General features: G+C 41.0%; 17 protein-coding genes. 15 read left to right on the forward strand and 2 right to left on the reverse strand.

Annotated features, from left to right (window positions below; genetic code table 11):
* Positions 1–6 precede the first annotated feature (6 nt).
* Positions 7–219, forward strand: a complete 213-nt coding sequence (locus H7U04_RS08175; protein WP_002884695.1) for a helix-turn-helix domain-containing protein — start codon at positions 7–9, stop codon at positions 217–219.
* Positions 220–268: 49 nt separating this feature from the next.
* Here H7U04_RS08175 and H7U04_RS08180 read toward each other — a convergent pair whose 3' ends face one another.
* Both H7U04_RS08180 and H7U04_RS08185 read right to left on the reverse strand, forming a co-directional pair.
* Positions 269–412, reverse strand: a complete 144-nt coding sequence (locus H7U04_RS08180) for a hypothetical protein (RefSeq protein WP_171966960.1) — start codon at positions 410–412, stop codon at positions 269–271.
* A gap of 3 nt (positions 413–415) precedes the next feature.
* On the reverse strand, positions 416–1,381 hold the full coding sequence (locus H7U04_RS08185) for an asparaginase (protein ID WP_201059658.1): 966 nt from the start codon (positions 1,379–1,381) through the stop codon (positions 416–418).
* A 73-nt stretch (positions 1,382–1,454) separates the two neighbouring features.
* Here H7U04_RS08185 and H7U04_RS08190 point away from each other — a divergent pair, with 73 nt between their 5' ends.
* From H7U04_RS08190 to H7U04_RS08255, 14 genes are all read left to right on the forward strand, one after another.
* Entirely contained in the window at positions 1,455–2,840 is a 1,386-nt protein-coding gene (locus H7U04_RS08190) for a Cof-type HAD-IIB family hydrolase (protein ID WP_049545361.1), read from the forward strand.
* Positions 2,841–2,957: 117 nt separating this feature from the next.
* Complete coding sequence (locus tag H7U04_RS08195; protein WP_201059643.1) at positions 2,958–4,139, forward strand: DUF6574 domain-containing protein; 1,182 nt, start codon at positions 2,958–2,960, stop codon at positions 4,137–4,139.
* A 46-nt stretch (positions 4,140–4,185) separates the two neighbouring features.
* Positions 4,186–5,916 carry a zinc ribbon domain-containing protein gene (locus H7U04_RS08200; RefSeq protein ID WP_201059645.1) on the forward strand — a complete coding sequence of 577 codons (1,731 nt, stop codon included), beginning with the start codon at positions 4,186–4,188 and terminating at the stop codon, positions 5,914–5,916.
* A 212-nt stretch (positions 5,917–6,128) separates the two neighbouring features.
* The gene (locus H7U04_RS08205; protein WP_037598460.1) at positions 6,129–6,575 is read left to right on the forward strand and encodes a LytTR family DNA-binding domain-containing protein; all 447 of its coding nucleotides are present in this window, start codon (positions 6,129–6,131) and stop codon (positions 6,573–6,575) included.
* Between the two features lie 4 nt (positions 6,576–6,579).
* The gene (locus H7U04_RS08210; RefSeq protein ID WP_060972531.1) at positions 6,580–7,275 is read left to right on the forward strand and encodes a hypothetical protein; all 696 of its coding nucleotides are present in this window, start codon (positions 6,580–6,582) and stop codon (positions 7,273–7,275) included.
* A gap of 96 nt (positions 7,276–7,371) precedes the next feature.
* Positions 7,372–8,409, forward strand: a complete 1,038-nt coding sequence (locus tag H7U04_RS08215) for a S66 peptidase family protein (protein WP_060972532.1) — start codon at positions 7,372–7,374, stop codon at positions 8,407–8,409.
* 370 nt (positions 8,410–8,779) lie between these two features.
* Positions 8,780–10,378 (forward strand): Hsp70 family protein, encoded by a 1,599-nt coding sequence (locus tag H7U04_RS08220; RefSeq protein ID WP_022495864.1) that lies wholly within the window; start codon positions 8,780–8,782, stop codon positions 10,376–10,378.
* Entirely contained in the window at positions 10,375–10,887 is a 513-nt protein-coding gene (locus H7U04_RS08225; protein ID WP_201059647.1) for a hypothetical protein, read from the forward strand. The genes H7U04_RS08220 and H7U04_RS08225 overlap by 4 nt, the downstream gene beginning before the upstream one ends.
* 9 nt (positions 10,888–10,896) lie before the next feature.
* Positions 10,897–11,682 (forward strand): ATP-binding cassette domain-containing protein, encoded by a 786-nt coding sequence (locus H7U04_RS08230; protein ID WP_002891779.1) that lies wholly within the window; start codon positions 10,897–10,899, stop codon positions 11,680–11,682.
* An 8-nt stretch (positions 11,683–11,690) separates the two neighbouring features.
* Positions 11,691–12,506 carry an ABC transporter permease gene (locus tag H7U04_RS08235; protein ID WP_201059649.1) on the forward strand — a complete coding sequence of 272 codons (816 nt, stop codon included), beginning with the start codon at positions 11,691–11,693 and terminating at the stop codon, positions 12,504–12,506.
* A complete protein-coding gene (locus H7U04_RS08240) occupies positions 12,507–12,767 on the forward strand; it encodes a hypothetical protein (RefSeq protein ID WP_002884593.1) in 261 nt (86 codons plus the stop codon). It begins immediately after the preceding gene.
* A gap of 9 nt (positions 12,768–12,776) precedes the next feature.
* Positions 12,777–14,516 (forward strand): DUF6287 domain-containing protein, encoded by a 1,740-nt coding sequence (locus H7U04_RS08245; protein ID WP_201059651.1) that lies wholly within the window; start codon positions 12,777–12,779, stop codon positions 14,514–14,516.
* A 279-nt stretch (positions 14,517–14,795) separates the two neighbouring features.
* Positions 14,796–16,106, forward strand: coding sequence for a hypothetical protein (locus H7U04_RS08250; RefSeq protein ID WP_201059653.1), 1,311 nt, complete (start codon positions 14,796–14,798; stop codon positions 16,104–16,106).
* Positions 16,107–16,141: 35 nt separating this feature from the next.
* Positions 16,142–17,515 (forward strand): GHKL domain-containing protein, encoded by a 1,374-nt coding sequence (locus H7U04_RS08255; RefSeq protein ID WP_070839219.1) that lies wholly within the window; start codon positions 16,142–16,144, stop codon positions 17,513–17,515.
* Positions 17,516–17,539: the final 24 nt, after the last annotated feature.

Here is a 17,539-nt window from a genome sequence, read left to right on the forward strand (position 1 = left end):
GGGCTTATGATTATTGTCAATTTGGACGTTGAACTTGCCAAGAAGAAGATGCGCTCGGGTGAGCTGGCAGAACGGATTGGTATTACCCCAGCCAATCTCTCGGTTCTTAAGACAGGCAAGGCCAAGGCAATCCGTTTTACGACTCTGGATGCCATTTGTAAGGAGTTAGATTGCCAACCAGGAGATATTCTTGAATATAGACCTGACGAAGAAAACTAAAAGCCTGAAGCAGTTCAGTCACCTTTCTGGTGACCATGCTTCAAGCTTTTTATTTTTTCTTCAACCATGCGACTAGCGCTAGACTGGCTAGCACGGTACCACAGACCATGGCGATATGTGTTTTTGAGATGGTTAGTTCATAGTGGAAATCTTTATTTTCCAATTTATCGGTTGCTTCAATGCTAAGTTTCATGTCTTATCCCTCGATATAATCTTTCAATTCTTGGCCTTTTAGTCCTGCACTAAGTGCAATGAGGAGTTTGAGGCGAGCTTTTGGTGCATTGAGTTCTTTAACAAACATAACGCCAGCTTCTTGGAGTTTGACCCCACCCCCTTCATAGGCGTAGACAGGTTCGGCGATACCGTTGAAACAGCGGGAGACGAGCACAACAGGGACTCCTTTGTCCATAAGCTTTGTGATTTCTCCTGCAGCTAGTGGTGGGAGGTTTCCAGCACCCAGGGCTTCGATGACGACACCGTCAATCTTCTCAGGATCCAGGAGACTGATGATACCATCTCCAATACCCATCCCTGCATAGGCTTTTATGATTGGTACTGTTCCTGTAATTTGTTCCAAATCAAAGCGAACACGAGGCTCAGCAGTTTTGAACCAGAGGATATCATGCTTCATGATGATGCCTAGTGGACCATGGGTTGGTGTGTGGAAGGTTGCCACGTTTGTGGTATGGGTCTTAGTCACATACTTGGCTGCATGGATTTCATCATTCATCACGACCAGGATTCCTTTGTCAGCGGCCTTGTCATCACTGGCAACACGTAGGGCTGATAGATAGTTATAGACACCGTCGCTTCCTAGCTCGTTTGACGAACGCATGGCACCAGTTAGAACGATTGGAATCTCAGGGACGGCCATGGTATCTAGGAAGTAGGCTGTTTCTTCCAGGGTATCTGTCCCATGAGTGATGACCACACCATCATATTGACCAGTTGTTTCCTTGATTTTTTTGTAAATATCCAGCATGTGGTAGGGTGTGATATGTGGGCTTGGGATATTAAGAAAATCGAGTACGGTTAGTTCTAAATTATCTAAATCAAGTCCCACATGGTTCATGGGATTATCAGCGTTTTGGCTGACCCTGCCATCATTATCCGCTGACATGGAAATGGTCCCTCCAGTGTGAAGGACTAGGATTTTTTTTATCATTTATACTACTCACTATCATATTTATGTTATAATTTATTTTAGCATAAAATGTTAGAAGGAGGGGAGCTCTGTGGCCATTAAAGCAGTCTTTTTTGATATTGATGGGACTTTTCTAAATGACCGAAAACGCGTGTCTAGTTCAACCAAAAAAGCCATCAGTCAAATGAAGGAAGATGGTATCTTAGTTGGTTTGGCAACAGGTCGTGGTCCAGGATTTGTCCAGCCTTTCATGGACAATCTGGGTCTGGATTTTGCAGTCACTTATAACGGTCAGTATATTTTGACTCACGACAAGATCCTTTATCAAAACCAGCTCCCTAAATCAACAGTCTACAACTTGATTCGCTATGCCACCAAGCACCGTAGAGAGATTTCTCTAGGGACTAGTACAGGTCTTGTTGGTTCCAATATTATCAGTATGGGGACGAGTAAGTTTGGGCAAATCGTTAGTCGTATTGTCCCTAAGTCCTGGGCTAAGATGGTGGAGCGTAGTTTCAAGTCTTTGATTCGTCGTTTCAAGCCACAAAGCATTGAAACCCTTAAAACTATCATGCGTGAGCCTATTTATCAGGTGGTTATGGTAGCGACGGTGGGCGAAACACAAGATATTGAAGAAAAATTTCCTCATGTGAAGATTACCCGCTCAAGTCCTTACTCAGCCGATATTATTTCAGCGGATCAATCTAAGTTGAAAGGTATCGCTCATCTAGGTGAGGTTTTTGGTTTCGAACTCAGTGAGGTTATGGCCTTTGGGGATTCGGAAAATGATCTAGAAATGCTGTCTGGCGTCGGCGTTGGTGTTGCCATGGGAAATGGTGAAGATGAACTGAAAGACCAGGCTACCCATGTCACTGATACTAATAACCAGAATGGGATTGCCAAAGCCTTGTCACACTACGGTTTGATTCACTTTGAAACAGAGAATTCATTTACCAGTGATGATGACAATTTCAACAAGGTTAAGGATTTCCACCATTTGATGGATGGCTCAACTACCGATATGCCTCGTGTTTACGGTATTGAGGAAGCTAGTCACCGTTCGGACTTCAAGTTGGAAGAAATTGTCGAATTCCTCTATGCTTCATCAGGTGGGGACAAGCGTGTCTTTGGTCAGGCTGTTCTGGATTTGCATGCTGCTCTTGACAAGGCAGCGCTTAAAGTTAGTTCTAAAGAGCACTCAGAGTCAACTATGGTTGGTCAGGTGGATGCATTGACTGACTTGCTTTACTTGACCTATGGCTCATTTGTCCTTATGGGTGTGGATCCTAAGCCTTTCTTTGATACGGTTCATGAGGCTAATATGGGTAAAATTTTCCCAGATGGCAAAGCTCACTTTGATCCTGTGACTCACAAAATTCTTAAACCAAGTGATTGGGAAGCGCGATTTGCACCAGAACCACACATTAAACGTGAGCTAGATCGTCAGATTCAAAAATCTCTACAAAGAAGTAAATAAGAAGTTATAAAGGTTTGGACAGTTTGCTCCAAACCTTTTTCTAATAAAAATGACATTTATTAATGGCTTTATTTGTGATAAAATAAAGTCATTCTATGTATTTTTAAGGAGATTATTATGACTAAAGCAGATTGGTTAGATTTTTTTGAAGCCATCAATGGTCGTTCAGCGACTGAAGAAGAAATTGCAGCAGCACTTGCAGCTGGTGAGTTCCAAGATGACGCCCCAGCAGTAGAAACTGCTCCAGTACAAGAAGCGCCAGTTCAACCAGCTTTTGCTAGTGCCCAAGAAACACCAGCACAAGAGGCGCAGCCACAACCAACTTTCGCTGGTGCACAAGAGGCGCAACAACAACCGACTTTCGCTGGTGCACAAGAAGCACAACCGCAAGCTCCTTTTGCAAATGCTCAGGCTGCTCAAGCACAACCAACCTTTGCAGGGGCTCAAACTGCTCCAGTACAAGGAGTACCAAATCAAGCAGCGCAACCACAAGCTGGTTTTGCCAATGCTCAAGCTGGTCAACAAACAGCTTTTGCTAACGGTCAACCTCTTCAACCAGGTCAAAATGTTCAATTTATCAATGGCCAAGCTGTAGTTGTTCCAGCACAACCATCAGCATTTGCGACAACTTTCAAAAACTATTGGACATGGTTGCTTAATGCATGGAGTCGTCCAGCTGACATGACAGATTATGGTAAGCACAATGGTTGGCTTAACTACATCTTCTTGTCACTCTTGACTGGACTTGCATTCTTTGCAATTTTGAGCGCTGTGGCACGTAAATTTATTAGCCCAGTTGTATCAACAACAAATGCATTGTCTAGTATGTTTGGTTCTTATGGAACAGATGCTTACTCATCTCCAGTTTCAAGTCATACATCTAGCATTGGTTTTGGAGCCTTCTTCGCAAGTATCCTAGCTGCCTTTCTCTTTATCTTTGCCTTTATCTTGGCAGGTTTTGTGACACGTAAGGCCATCTTCCGTGACCCTGAGACTACTTTCTTGAATAGCTTTGACCGTTTTGGTCGCTTGACATCATTAGCCTTGCCAATCTTGCTTGTAACAATCTTGTTGGGAGCTATTGGACTTGTTGCCTTCCCAGGATTCTTGTTCTATGTTGTTTACTTCTTATTTGCAATTGCTAATCTATTTACAATTGTTCCTGTAACAACAGCGTGGAAGGCTGATAAGTTCTATCAAATGATTTTGGCAGCACTTTTGAATGGTGTGATTTTGTCAATCTTGTTTGCAATTGTATTTGCTATCATGTCATCATTTACAGTAGGTCTTCTATTCTAAGTAAACCTCTGACGATTTTTGAAAAAGCAAGTTTATAGGAGTCTTTATGGCAACAAAAGAAAAGTGGATTGATTTATTTGAAAAGGCAGTTGGTCGTCCGCCCCATGCTTTGGAGATTGAAGAAGGCCAGAAAGCAGACTTTGACTTAAAGGCTATTAAAGGCATTTCGGCAATGGGCTTGGACCAAGCAGCCACTCCTTCTGAACCAACAGAAGAAGTTGATGAGTATGACGTTGCCGAGGAAGTGTTTGAAGATGTACCGTTTGGTGATGAAGAGGAAACGACTCCTTTAGAAACTGAGGAGCTTTCACCAGTACCTCAAGCAGATCAAGGTCAAACTGAAGAGAATTCAGAGGCCGCTTCTAAAGAAGCACAAGCCATCTGGATGAAGGCTTTTAAAACCTATGTTGGACGTCAACCTCTTCCTGAGGAATTCCTACTTGGTAAGTCTTCAGGTTATGATGTGTCAACCATCCATCAGTTTATCTCAGATGGTAAGGCAGCGAAACCAGCCAAGCCAGCCATGGCTAAAGGAAAGAAAATCTTGATTATTGCTGGTGTTGTTGCAGCAGTCTTAGCGCTAGCTGGTTACGGTTTTGGTTCTTATTACTACTCACGTGGTCAAGTAGCAGAGCGTTATGAAGCAGCAGCTAAGAAGAGTTTTAAAGATAGCTTGGAATACCAAGTATGGTCTGATACTAAAAAGGAAATTAAAACATCCGAAGTCAAGTACACAGACACTAAAAGTACACAAGCCTATAGCAAGAGCCAACTCCTGTCTGGTGAACGTATGCAAAAGGTTGGACGTCAGTTCCTTATTTTTCCTAAGTGGAGAGTCGTGGTAGATCCTGGAACGGTTGATTTAACCGTTAATACAGCTGATTTGAATGTGACTATTAACGGAGTTTCTTATGCTACTACAGATGGCAATAACTACACGGCTAAATTGAACCATCTCTATCCAGGAACTTACAATTTTGTGGCTTCTGGTAAGGTCAATGATCAAGATATCACGGTCTCATCTGAGGAAAATGTGACCTCTAAAACAGAAGTCAACCTTTCTGTAGAGTATCTTAGCTTTACCGTTAAGTCTAATCTTAAGGACGGAGACCTCTACGTTGGTGGTACCAAAGTTGGAACCCTTAACTCAGGGAAACTAGATGTTAACAAGGTAGCAGTAGCAGGTTCATCAGCTGTTTATGTTAAGAAGAATTTCGAAGATGGTAGCTCTATTAAAACAGAGACATTGTCTATTAAGAAAATCTCTGAAGGCCAAACGGTTACTCTTGATGCTGATGGTGTTCTTGACCGTGATACGGCAGATCGTCTCTTGACCGCTGCCTACGGTAAATTTGGTAGCTACGCATCTAATCACAACACGACACCAGATGGTGTATCCGACATTTTCCTTAATGGTACTGATGATACCATGTATAAGGATGTAACGGCTGATATTGATAGAAATACTACGGGTGCTAAAAACCGTGCCGCTGATAGTATTACTTTCTCGGACGTTGACGTCACAGAAGTCGTTCAGACTGGTGAGAAGACCTTCAAGGTGACCTTCACTGCAGTTTATGATTTCTACTATGGTTATGATTCGAAATTCAAGTCATCAGGAGATATCAAAGATAAAATCTCTTGGTCTTGTAATGTGGAATACGTTGGCGACGATGATAGTGATTCTAGCGGTAGCGGTTCTAACTACAGCGACTACCGTATCAATGGTAAGGCCGGTGAATCACAAAAAGTAAGTCGTGAAGATACTGTGAAATAACAGTTGCTTGCTCAGTTAGTTAGCATTGAACGGATTACGAATAGGAGGTTAGTCCTCCAGACTAAAAAATGAAGAACTTGGCAATTGCCAGGTTCTTTTGTTTGTCTGTTATTACCTCTTAGGGGCTAAACCGTGCCACTTACCTAAAAGGCCTTGTTTTGTGTAAAGCAGTTGTTATAATGGAAGCATCAAAAGGACAGGAAAGGAGTATTATGAAAGTTAGAATCGAATTGGACCCATCCATGGATGAGCCTGAAATCTTGATTCGAGCTCCTCGGTTAACACAGGAATTGGCCCAGCTCCAAGAATCTATTCTAAAGCAAAAGTTAGTTCCTTTAGCCTTTTACAAGGATCGAAGCGAATATTTTCTGGATTTGGCAAATATTCTCTTTTTTGAAACAGACGGGGAAAAGATTTTTGGACATACCAAGGATGAGGCCTATGAGGTGAAGCAAAAGCTCTACGAATTAGAAGAGTTGCTCCCGATTGCCTTTTGTCGGATTTCCAAATCGACGATTGTTAATGCTAAGCAGATTTATTCTTTAGAGAAGTCTTTTTCGGGGACTAGTACGGTGAATTTCTATCAGACCCACAAGCAGGTCCATGTATCAAGACGCTACTATCAAGTTTTAAAAGAACGACTAAACGAAATGAGGTAAGATAATGAGAAAAAAATTAATTGGGATCCTCTTGATCCTTTTGGCAGCTTTGGTAATTGTACAAGACTATTTTATAAAATGGGAAATTAGTATTTGGATGTTGGCCTGGGTAGTCTTATTGGCAATTTTGTCCCTATCTAGTCTTTTGAAGCGACATTTTGGTCTTGGTTTCGCCTATGGCATTGTGGCTCTATTTTCACTTAATGGACAGTTCCATTTTCTTCCAGTATCTAATTCGGTCCTTATCTTTTCTTCCATTCTTGCAGTTATTGGCTTGAACATTCTCTTCAATCCTTCTAGTAAAACAAAGAATCGCTTTGGACTGGGTTCTACTGGTTCAGACGCTAATAATGGTGGAAATGATATTGATGTCACTTTTTCAGTAGTGACCAAATATCTCAATGACCAGCAATTTACGCATGGGAGTGCGGAAGTTAGTTTAGGACAGGCTTCCGTTTATTTTGATAATTGCCGTATTGAGGGGCCATCTGCCCAGTTTGATGTGGACGTTTCTCTTGGAAGTCTTAGCCTCTATGTGCCCAGTGATTGGCGGGTACATGTGAATGTGGATAACTCTCTTTCAGCTGTACAGCATGAGGAAAATCCTAGCAACTTAACTAACAAGGACTTCTACATCAAAGGTGATGTTTCCTTGGGTAATTTAGAAATTATTTATGTTGGTGAGAATGCGATTGATTAAGTTAGTGGAGGGAACCTCTGATTAATATAATACCTATTGTTTTATCTCATCTCCTGTGATAAGATAGGCTCAATCTATTTTCAGGAGGGACAAGACATGGTTTCTACTATTGGTATTATAAGTTTATCTAGTGGGATTATCGGTGAAGACTTTGTCAAGCACGAAGTGGACTTGGGTATTCAACGTCTCAAGGACCTCGGACTCAAACCTGTCTTTTTGCCCCATTCACTAAAAGGATTAGACTTTATCAAAGAACACCCTGAAGCTCGTGCAGAGGATTTGATTCATGCCTTTTCTGATGATAGCATCGACATGATTCTATGCGCCATCGGTGGGGACGATACCTATCGCTTGCTACCCTACCTCTTTGAAAATGACCAACTACAAAAGGTTATCAAACCAAAGATTTTTCTCGGTTTCTCGGATACAACCATGAACCACCTCATGTTGCATAAACTAGGAATCAATACTTTTTACGGTCAATCATTTCTAGCAGACATTTGTGAGTTAGACAAAGAAATGTTGCCATATAGCCTCCACTACTTTAAAGAATTGATTGAGACTGGAAAAATCTCAGAAATTCGACCTAGTAACGTTTGGTATGAGGAACGGACTGATTTTAGTCCCAAAGCTTTGGGAACACCTCGTGTCAGCCATGCAAATACAGGTTTTGACTTGTTACAAGGAACTGCCCAGTTCGAGGGGGAAATTCTCGGCGGTTGCCTCGAATCCCTCTACGATATCTTTGACAACTCTCTACACGCAGATAGCACAGACCTCTGCCAAAAATACAAACTTTTCCCTGACTTATCCGACTGGGAAGGAAAGATTCTATTGCTAGAAACAAGTGAAGAAAAGCCTGAACCTGATGATTTCAAAAAAATGTTGCAAACTTTAAAAGAAACTAGGATATTTGAGGTCATCAGTGGACTCCTGGTTGGGAAACCTATGGATGAAACCTTCTATGACGACTATAAGGAAGCTTTAATGGACATCATTGATAGCAATATCCCAATTGTCTATAATCTGAATGTCGGACACGCAACTCCAAGAGCCATTGTTCCCTTCGGAGTCCACGCGTATGTAGATGCAAAGAAGCAAGTCATCCACTTTGACTATAACAAAGAAAGCTAAGATAAGACTCTCAGCTTTTTTTAGAAAGTAGGAGTATCTTAGTTGCTATAAAGCATGACACTTTAAGTGGATAATACTCCTGTATTTCTAAGTTCATCCAGTCTATCAGATTGATTGATACTCAAGGGGAGTGGGGCAAGGAACAATTTTTAAAAAGTTGTTCGGTCCTACTCCCTTTTTTCCTATTTTATAGTCTCTTTATTTGTGATAATATAGTATAGTGAAAAAAACTAGACTGGAATAACTTTACTCTTTTGGAGTTTTATGTGACAGCGATGAATGGAGACAATCTAAGCGGCTGCCTGTTTGGAGCTATAGCCAAGAAAACTCAAAATGAGGAATGAGGAATGAGGCTAGAAGGGAAATTGTTATGAGAAAAAAAGCGATTGGTATTGATTTAGGAACAACGAATTCCGTTATGGCTGTTGTTCGTGAAGATGTGCCAGAGATTATTCCGATGGGGACGAATGACGATCAGGTCTTACGTTCAGCGGTTTACTTCTCAAATATTAGTGGCCAAAACCATGTGTCTTTTGGTAAAGAAGCCATTGAACGTGGGACAGAAATCGGAAGTACAGAAAACTTTAAATTTGACTTTAAACGTGATATTGGGCGTCCAATTGCTAGTGATACCCCAGACCACACACGTGTCAATTCTATTATTCTTTCGGCCTTGGTTTTGAACGAATTTCGTAAACGTGCCTATGTCGTTGGTCAGGAAATGGGTCAGGCAGATGGTATCAAGGATGCTGTTATCACAGTACCCGCCTATTTTACGTCAGATCAACGTGCGGCAACTAAGAATGCTGGTCGTATTGCAGGGTTTAATGTCTTGCGTATTATCAATGAGCCTACAGCTGCGGCCATTGCCTATGCCCACACTAAAAATGCTCAAGGAAATGTCTTGGTCTTCGACCTTGGTGGAGGAACTTTTGACGTTACCATCATGCGCGTGGCTGATCATGCCTATGATATTTTGGCAACTGACGGGAATTCACGCCTTGGTGGGATTGACTTTGATAAGCGCCTTGTGGGCTACATCATGCAGGAGTTGGAAAAACAAGGAGTCAATATGACTAACCTTTCCGAGAAGGAAAAAATTCAACTTCAATATAAGGCTGAGCAGATTAAGACTAGTCTATCTGTGAATGACCAAGCTCTCTATGAGCACTATGTCAATGGTCAAGGTTACGGTGTCTTGATTACTCAAGCAATTTTCAATGAAATTACCTTGGACCTCCTCAAAGATACTGAAATCAAGGTACAATCTACCCTTCAAGCATCTGGCTTGAAATGGGAAGAGATTGACCATATTCTTCTTGTGGGTGGGTCAACACGTATGCCAATGATTCGTCAGATGATTCGTTTGATGAGTGGTTTGGAACCTAAGTTTGACCTTAATCCAGACACTATCGTGGCACAGGGAGCTTCTATTTTGGCTGACCTTATCGTCAATAATGAGGTTAGCTTCTCTGAACACCAGGATGGTAAGACAACTGAGACAGATAGAGTAGTTGTTAAGGATGTGACCTCTCAGGGAATCGGTCTGCTCTTCAAGAAAAATCCAAATAAGAACTACAGCTTTGTGGGTGACTACTATAATAGTGTCGTGGTTCCACGTAACTCGGTCTTGCCTTTGGCTGTTACTAAGGATCTCTTTGCGGTCGTGGATGGACAGAGCAAGTTCAAGCTTCGTATCACAGAAGGAAATTACGAGAATCCATTTGCTGTGAAGATTTTAGGACAAGTGGAAGGGCAAGTGCCACAACCTCGTCAGAAAGGCGAGCTCTTGGCACAAGTCACCTATGCCTTTGACTCAGAACAAATTGTTACCGTGACAGTATCGGATCCTCGAAGTAATACTGTTGTGGCACGCTTTTCAGTCAATGCACAAGTCAACCAAACCCAAGAAGTGGTTAAGGAAGATTTGTCAGAACTTCAAGCTATTTTTGCTAAATTCATCTCATGATAGACTACTACAAAGCAATTGATACAGAGACAGGACAGGAAGTGCCCTATTTAAGAGAGGTCAGCAACCGCATCTCTCCAGAGATGTCGGCTCAAGATTGTTTCGTGGCCCTTTCCTTTTTACGTGAGGAGCTGGAGGAGCTCTGGACAAATGGTACCTTGGATAAAGAAGGTGAGCGTTTGCGCAGTGAGCTCTACACGATTCGCTCAATCTTTTTCTCAGACCATGAGAAGTTACAATATGACCGAAAACTCAGACAGGCTCAGAGAAAGGCCTTGGAAGTTGAGAAGGGGACGACCACTGATACTAGCAATGTATCAGGTAAAAAGGAAATCCCTTTTGAACCTGTTGCGGTGACTCAGACTAAAGAGTCACCTCTTAAAAATTACCTCTTTGCAGCCTTCGCCTTTGTGGTTCTACTAAGCTTGATTCTCTTCTTCAATATCAATGTCATCGTTCTTATTATCGGAGCCATTCTAATTGTGGCTTTGATGTTACTTATGTCTTAGGAGATATTAATGGAAACCAATCAATTAACATTTGAACATATCTGTTTCAAATATAAGGGAAATGATAACCAGCTCTTTACAGATTTGGATGTTACTATGGAGACTGGCCAAGTTGTCGGTATCTTGGGTGCTTCTGGTTCAGGGAAAACAACTTTAACAGAGATTCTCCTAGGCCAGCTTAAACCGACTTGCCAACAATTTCGTATTTTAGAAAATGGCAAACCTGTGACTGCTGGTTCACGCTCTTGGTCCTATGTGCCCCAACAAAATCTCCTACGTGAGTACCTCAAGGTATCTGAGACCTTTGATTTTTATGCGGACCACCATCTGAAAGGGAGTGGTAAGCTGACTAAAAAGCATCGCATTGCAGGCATCATGGATGATTTAGGGTTGACGGAATTTGCCAATAAGAAGATCTCAGAGCTTTCTGGTGGACAAAAACGTCGTGTCTCTATTGGTATCGAGCTTCTTAGCCCTAGTCCCTACTTTATTCTTGATGAACCGTCTTCAGGTTTGGATGCCCTTAGTGATCGTAATCTCTTACGTACCTTGAAAATCTTGGCTAAATCAGCTAACAAGTCTATTGTGGTTATTACTCACAATACAGAAAATTTGGCTATTTTTGACAAGATCATCTTCTTGTCTAAGGGACGTCCGACATTTGCAGGAACCTATGAAGAGTTGCTTTTGGAATACAAGACTAGCGATCCTTATATGATTCGTAAATATATGGATATGAATATCGCAGATGTCTACCAAGAGCTCAATGCTTCAACACGTATTTACAAGATTTAGGGAGACTTATGAACGCAGCATTACGATTAAGTTGGTATAAATTTAAACACCACTACATGGATTTTGTGAAGGTTCTTCTGGGCATTGTCGCTTTTGAAGGCTTAATCCTCTATATCCAAGACAAGGGATTTTTGAAAGATTTCGAAACAACTCGAATGACCCTCTTTCTCTTGCTTTTCTCAACCAGTCTCTTGATTGTGGTTCAAAACAGTATTTATATTTCTAAGGAACGCTCGGTCCTCAACCGTGACTTTTTCTCAGGTTTGAGTCGTTCGGCCTTTGCCTTGGCTAGTATGGGGATTCACGCTTTCTTTGCTGTTTTGGAAACCATTGTCTTTATTCTATCTTACTCTGTCTTTAGTAAGTTCTTTGACAAGGAATTTCCAGATGCTGGTCATATTTTTGGTTCCTACCGTTGGGAAGTTGGGATTACAGTGCTCCTGGTTTTCTTGGCCTCGCATTTCATTGCCCTCTTTATTTCAGCTTTAGTTGGCAAATCTGAGATTACCTCTGTTATCCTAGCAGTCGTTGTGGGTATCATGCAATTTTCATTGTCGGGAACTATCCTGTCTTTGCCAAAGGCCATTGATTGGGTACAAAAATTTATCTATCTTGGTTATGGCCACAAGCTTTTTGGGATTTCTAGTGACTTGTCAGACTTGCCATCTAGCTTGGCTAAGTACGGTGTTCCTGTCCCTAAGAGCCAGTTGGAGGCCTTTCAAGGGTCTACAAGCGAATTCTGGGGTCAATGGTGGGCCTTGGTGCTTCATTGCCTCGTTTACGCCCTACTCTTTTTCGTCACACTTCAGAAGAAGGAGAAATAAATGCAACAATATGATGAATGGCTGATTGACTTCCAAGTGCAGCATGGTCGCAAGCCGAGCGATAAGGAAGTTGCTGAAGCTGCTAAGACTGGTTTTGCTCTTTCGAGTGGCTTGAGCAGACAGAAAAATTCTAAATTCAGACAAGTTTTGTCTAAGGTTGGTTTGGGTGATCTCAAGTTTAGCTGGTTTTTAGTTTTAGAAATCTTGCTCTTGATTTGTATTGCCCTCTTTGGCTATGTTGTTGGCTATCTATTTATCTAGGAGGACCTCATGAAACAGTTTAAACATAAAAAGTTTATCGGTTTAGCCTTGATTGTCTTTTTGGTCTTCATGGTACTTGGAAAATACACTCAGAGCACGGCTTTTACATCGTCTTCAAGAGTCTATGCCACAACCGTTGTTGATAAGAATACCGGGAACAAGGTGCGTTTTGAAGTTCGTAAGATCAAGGGAGACAAATACGAAGTCAAAAATACGGAGACCGGGGATACTTATCAGGCTAATGCCCAAGCCGGCGAAGACCGTTCTTTGAGCTTTAAATTGCCTGGAACTAACGGTAGCTCAGATGGTACTATCCGTATCACACCAAGTATGGTACCTGGAGGAGATGCGAAGGTTGAAATGACTGAATCAGACACCTATACTCAGGTTGAGGGAGGCTCTGAAGTCGTTGAGTCTAGCGAGGCTTCGTCTAGTTCTTCAAGTAGCCAAGTTAAAAGTATTATTAAGGATATTTTGGAATCAAGTAGTTCATCCTCTGGTAGTGATGCAAGCTCAGAATCGTCTTCTAACGATCCAAATAAGCCAAATGCAGATATCAAGACTAAGACTGATGTCAATGGTGATAAGGAAACCACTTATATTGCAGACTATTCGACTGAGGACATTAAGTCTATCACAGAAGCCTTTGGGAAATGGCTTTATCAGTCTGATTATGCCAAGGATGCTGTTTTAGTTCAAAGTAGCTTTGACAGCATCACCAAGGTCAATGATGGTAGTCCAACCTTCCTGTCATTTAAGGCACCTAAGGAAAAAGGTAGCAGCCAAACGATTACCATCCTTGCAAATCTCATCAATGCGGATGGCTATGAACATATTACTGGTGTTCCGAGTGGTATCATCAATGGCAAGGAAGTCTCAAACTATGATTTCAAGGATTATAAAAACACGGTTGATTCCTTTGCTTTAGGGATTAATGACAATAGTGGTAAGACCGCAGACTATAGCCCAAGATCATCCTTCCGTCTTTATACCTTGAAGGATAAGAAACATGCTATGTATGAAGACGATGCTGCTGAACAAAAAGCCCTCTTTAAGGACTTCTCAGCTGATGATAAAACTGGTGGCAATTATAATGGCTACAACAAGCTCTATAAGGATTTGGTTGACCAAGATAAGGATTCTTACCAAATTGTTCTCGGATCTAATGGTACTGTTTATTATGTGACTAACTACTGGAAGGGCAATTATGATAAGAAGGCTGTTCAGACCTATAAGGTGGCACCAGACGACATGCAAGAGGCTTACCAAGAATTGCTTAAGCATTACTCTAGTGCTGGTACGTCTGAAAGCTCAGAATCTTCAAGTTCTTCACAAACATCAGAGTCATCATCAAGCTCATCAGAGGCCAAAACAGAATCGAAAACTGAAACTAAGACCGAACAAACAGGCATGGATGTTAATGCTATCAAGGATAATAACTTCCAAAGCCTCGAAGGGACTTGGAAGAATGGGAATGGCTTAAGTCTGAATTTTTCTAAGGACAATTTAACAGCTCCTGAGAATTATGTTGTTGAAAATACAAATGGAAAACTTGAGAATGGCTATCTCACATCAAGTTTAAGAATGGGTATTTCCGGAGCAGCGATTGTCTTTATTCCTAAGGGAGTAACGCTTCCGACAGTACAGGGATTTGTGGACGGTTCAGATAATACTAAAGACCGTATTTTGATTACCCAGTCAGCATCACCACAATCTGACGCTAAACAATTCTACTATAAAGCTGATTAGACCTGACAAGGGTGAAAGTCTTAAAAAAAGTAATGTTATAACCTAAAAGTTGAGATAAAATTATCTCAACTTTTTATGTTACATTTGTAACTTTAATTTAATAGTAAGTCCATCTTATATAAATAAATGGATTCTTAGAGGTATTATAGACTTTATTAGAAATTTAATTATTGTGAAAACTTACAAAAAGCTATATAATGAGTAGTGTTGTAAAAAGGGCTTCCTAGGGGATTTTTGAGGAAGTTTCTTAAATCAGATTAAAGGGAGAGGGGGAAAAGAATGACTTTTATTATTGAATCGCTATTTGCTGTTTTTAAAGATTTTCATTGGCTAGTATCTATAGACACACTCTTGATTTTCTTTGTCAATTATCTGATGTTTCATGCAGCTGGTAGGGTCAAGATTTCTTGGAGGCTACTTTTATTAGGTGGTCTTTTGTCAGTTGTTTTGACTCCCCTTCTTCCTATGGGATTCAAATTTTTACTTAATCCTCTCATATTATTTTGTTTTAGTTATTACAAACGTCCAGACTTGCCATGGATAGAGCCGGTATTTAATAGCTTTTATGCCTGGGGAACAACTAATATCATTATACGGGGCTTGTCATTAATCGTCTTTCCTTTACTTTTGGGAGCCGACTTGACTAGCCGTATTCCAGAATCTTTAACGGAGTTTATCTGTGTGGTAGTTACCTATCCTATTTACCTCTTGGTTCACCGTTTTATTGGTTATGAATATTTGCAGGTCGAGGAAAAGGAGCGTTTGCGCATACACTTCACCCCTATTGTTATTGGGGTTAGCTTTGCCTTTCTTTCATATGGGCTTTTAAATGAATTCATGCCTTACTTTGCTAGTATCTGGCCTGTGGAAGTGGTTAACAATTATGCTAAGTTGGTCGTTCTATTGGCAACAGGCGCCTTCTTTATCGTTGTTTCCTATGCCAATCAGTGGATAAAGGATGAACTTTTTCTGGAGTTGAAAGAGGAGCAGGAACGTCATTTCCAGAGTTTACAGGAATCTAGTAGGCATATCCTCCATCTTTATCAGGAGTTATACCGTGATGGAGTGCCTAAGGTAGTTGTACCTAAGAAGGCTAAGACTGTTCTGGCTACTAGTCAAGAGGGAGACAGTCAAAACCTATCTGAGGAAGAAGTTCCCTTCAGCAAGGTTATGCCAGATATTCCCAACCTGCTTTCTCAATTGTTACGTTCCGTCATTGAGAGTAAGTATATGGAGTTTCATGCTGTCGGAATTGATTTTATCATGGAGGTTCCAGACCCTATATCCCCATCCCATATTGATATAGTGGATTTATCAGCTGTCCTAACGACCTTCTTAGACAATGCCTTATTGAGAGCTCATGGTCAAGATAATAGCTTAGTTCGTCTGTCTTATTACCAAAGTGGTGAGGTTCAGGTCCTCTCTGTAGAGACAACCCTTTCGCAAGACAGCGCTAAGGCACCTCACAAGGCGTACGAGAATCATCTGTCAATCAATGAACAGATCGAAGATATTATGGAGCGTTACCCTCAGTCTAAACTTAGCTTTAAGAATGATAAGTTCATCTATAGACAGCAATTTGAATACTAAACAACTTGTAAAAAAATATATAGAAAGGAGATTCGATGTTTGAGTCGTTTTTGGGAATAAATTTTTTAAATCTCTATAATACAGATGCCTTTCTAGCCATTCAGATTATTATAACGCTGACGATAAACTGTGCTATTTTCAAACGAATGACAGACATTCGTATCTCCTGGACGGTGTTTCTGACCTTAGCCCTGCTAGATGTGGTCCTTCAGTATAATATTAAGAGTATGAACATGATTGCTGATGTCTTTATTCTGATGGTTTTGGCTATTCTGGCTAAAGGAAAGACTTGGACGGTAACGCAGTATGCTTTTCATACCTTGTTTCCAGTGGTGACGTCAGATTTACTTTATCGTTTATTGGGACTCTTCTTTATTCCCCTTCTCTTGAATCTCCCTGTCGCTGAGGTAGGGTCGAATGCTCTTTTCTATCTCTTATCTTACGGTTTGATTTTGCCACTTTATTTTGTTTTTGACCGTTTCTTGGGCTTGGATTTGAAGCGTTGGAAGGTCTATAGTGATGACTCTTTTCATAATCTCCAGATTTCTAGAAGAGTTGCTCTAGCAATGGCCATTTATTTATTGGGAATCTTTCTCAGTGTGAATTTAGATGACTGGTTACCTGGTTATTCTCCAGATTTGGAATTGAGATTTCGTATGTTATGGGTTCTCTTATCTGCAGTAGCCTTTATTTTCCTAATTGCTCATCTTAATCAACTATCTAGGCAGTATTTGGAAGAAAGTTTGGCCATGGAGGAAAAACGGCATTTGAATAGTTTGACCAAGGCCAACCAAAAGATTGATCTTCTCTACAATGAATTGTTACAATACAGACAGTCTTATCAGACGGTTGTGGAACAATTTTCAGAGGAGGTGCGTGACCAGGAAGAGGCTCTTGCTGAACAGGTGTATCAGAATGTTCTTAGAGAGAGTGCCAAGGAGTTTGAACGTTTCCGTGTCATTGATAATCCTAAGCTAGAAAATATTCAATCCTTGCCCTTACGTAGTCTTCTTTCGGCTCGTATGATGGAGGCTAAACGTAGTAATATTCCAGTGACTTGTGATATTCCTGAGGAAATTTCAGGCTTTACCATGAACGTGGTTGACTTGACCTTGCTGGTGTCCATTTTCTTTAGTAATGCGATTGATGAGAGTGAGCAGGTACCTGCCAGTCAAATCAATTTTAGTTTCCATCGCCATGATAAGGATGGGAGCTACCATTTCGTCATGGAAAATAGGACGCAAGAAGAAAAAGTTGACCTTGATGCCATTATGCAGGAAGAAAATCAGAAGAAGACCTCTGGTCTTAACCTTCACTCAGCCAAGGATATTCTTAGGAAGTATAGTGATGCCAATCTGATTACAAGCAGTGGTGATTACCTCTTCAAACAGGAATTGATTTTTAAATAAATATATGGAGCTAAATCAAAGGAT

This window comes from Streptococcus sp. 22.1, from assembly GCF_016648645.1.
Classification (GTDB): Bacteria; Bacillota; Bacilli; order Lactobacillales; family Streptococcaceae; genus Streptococcus.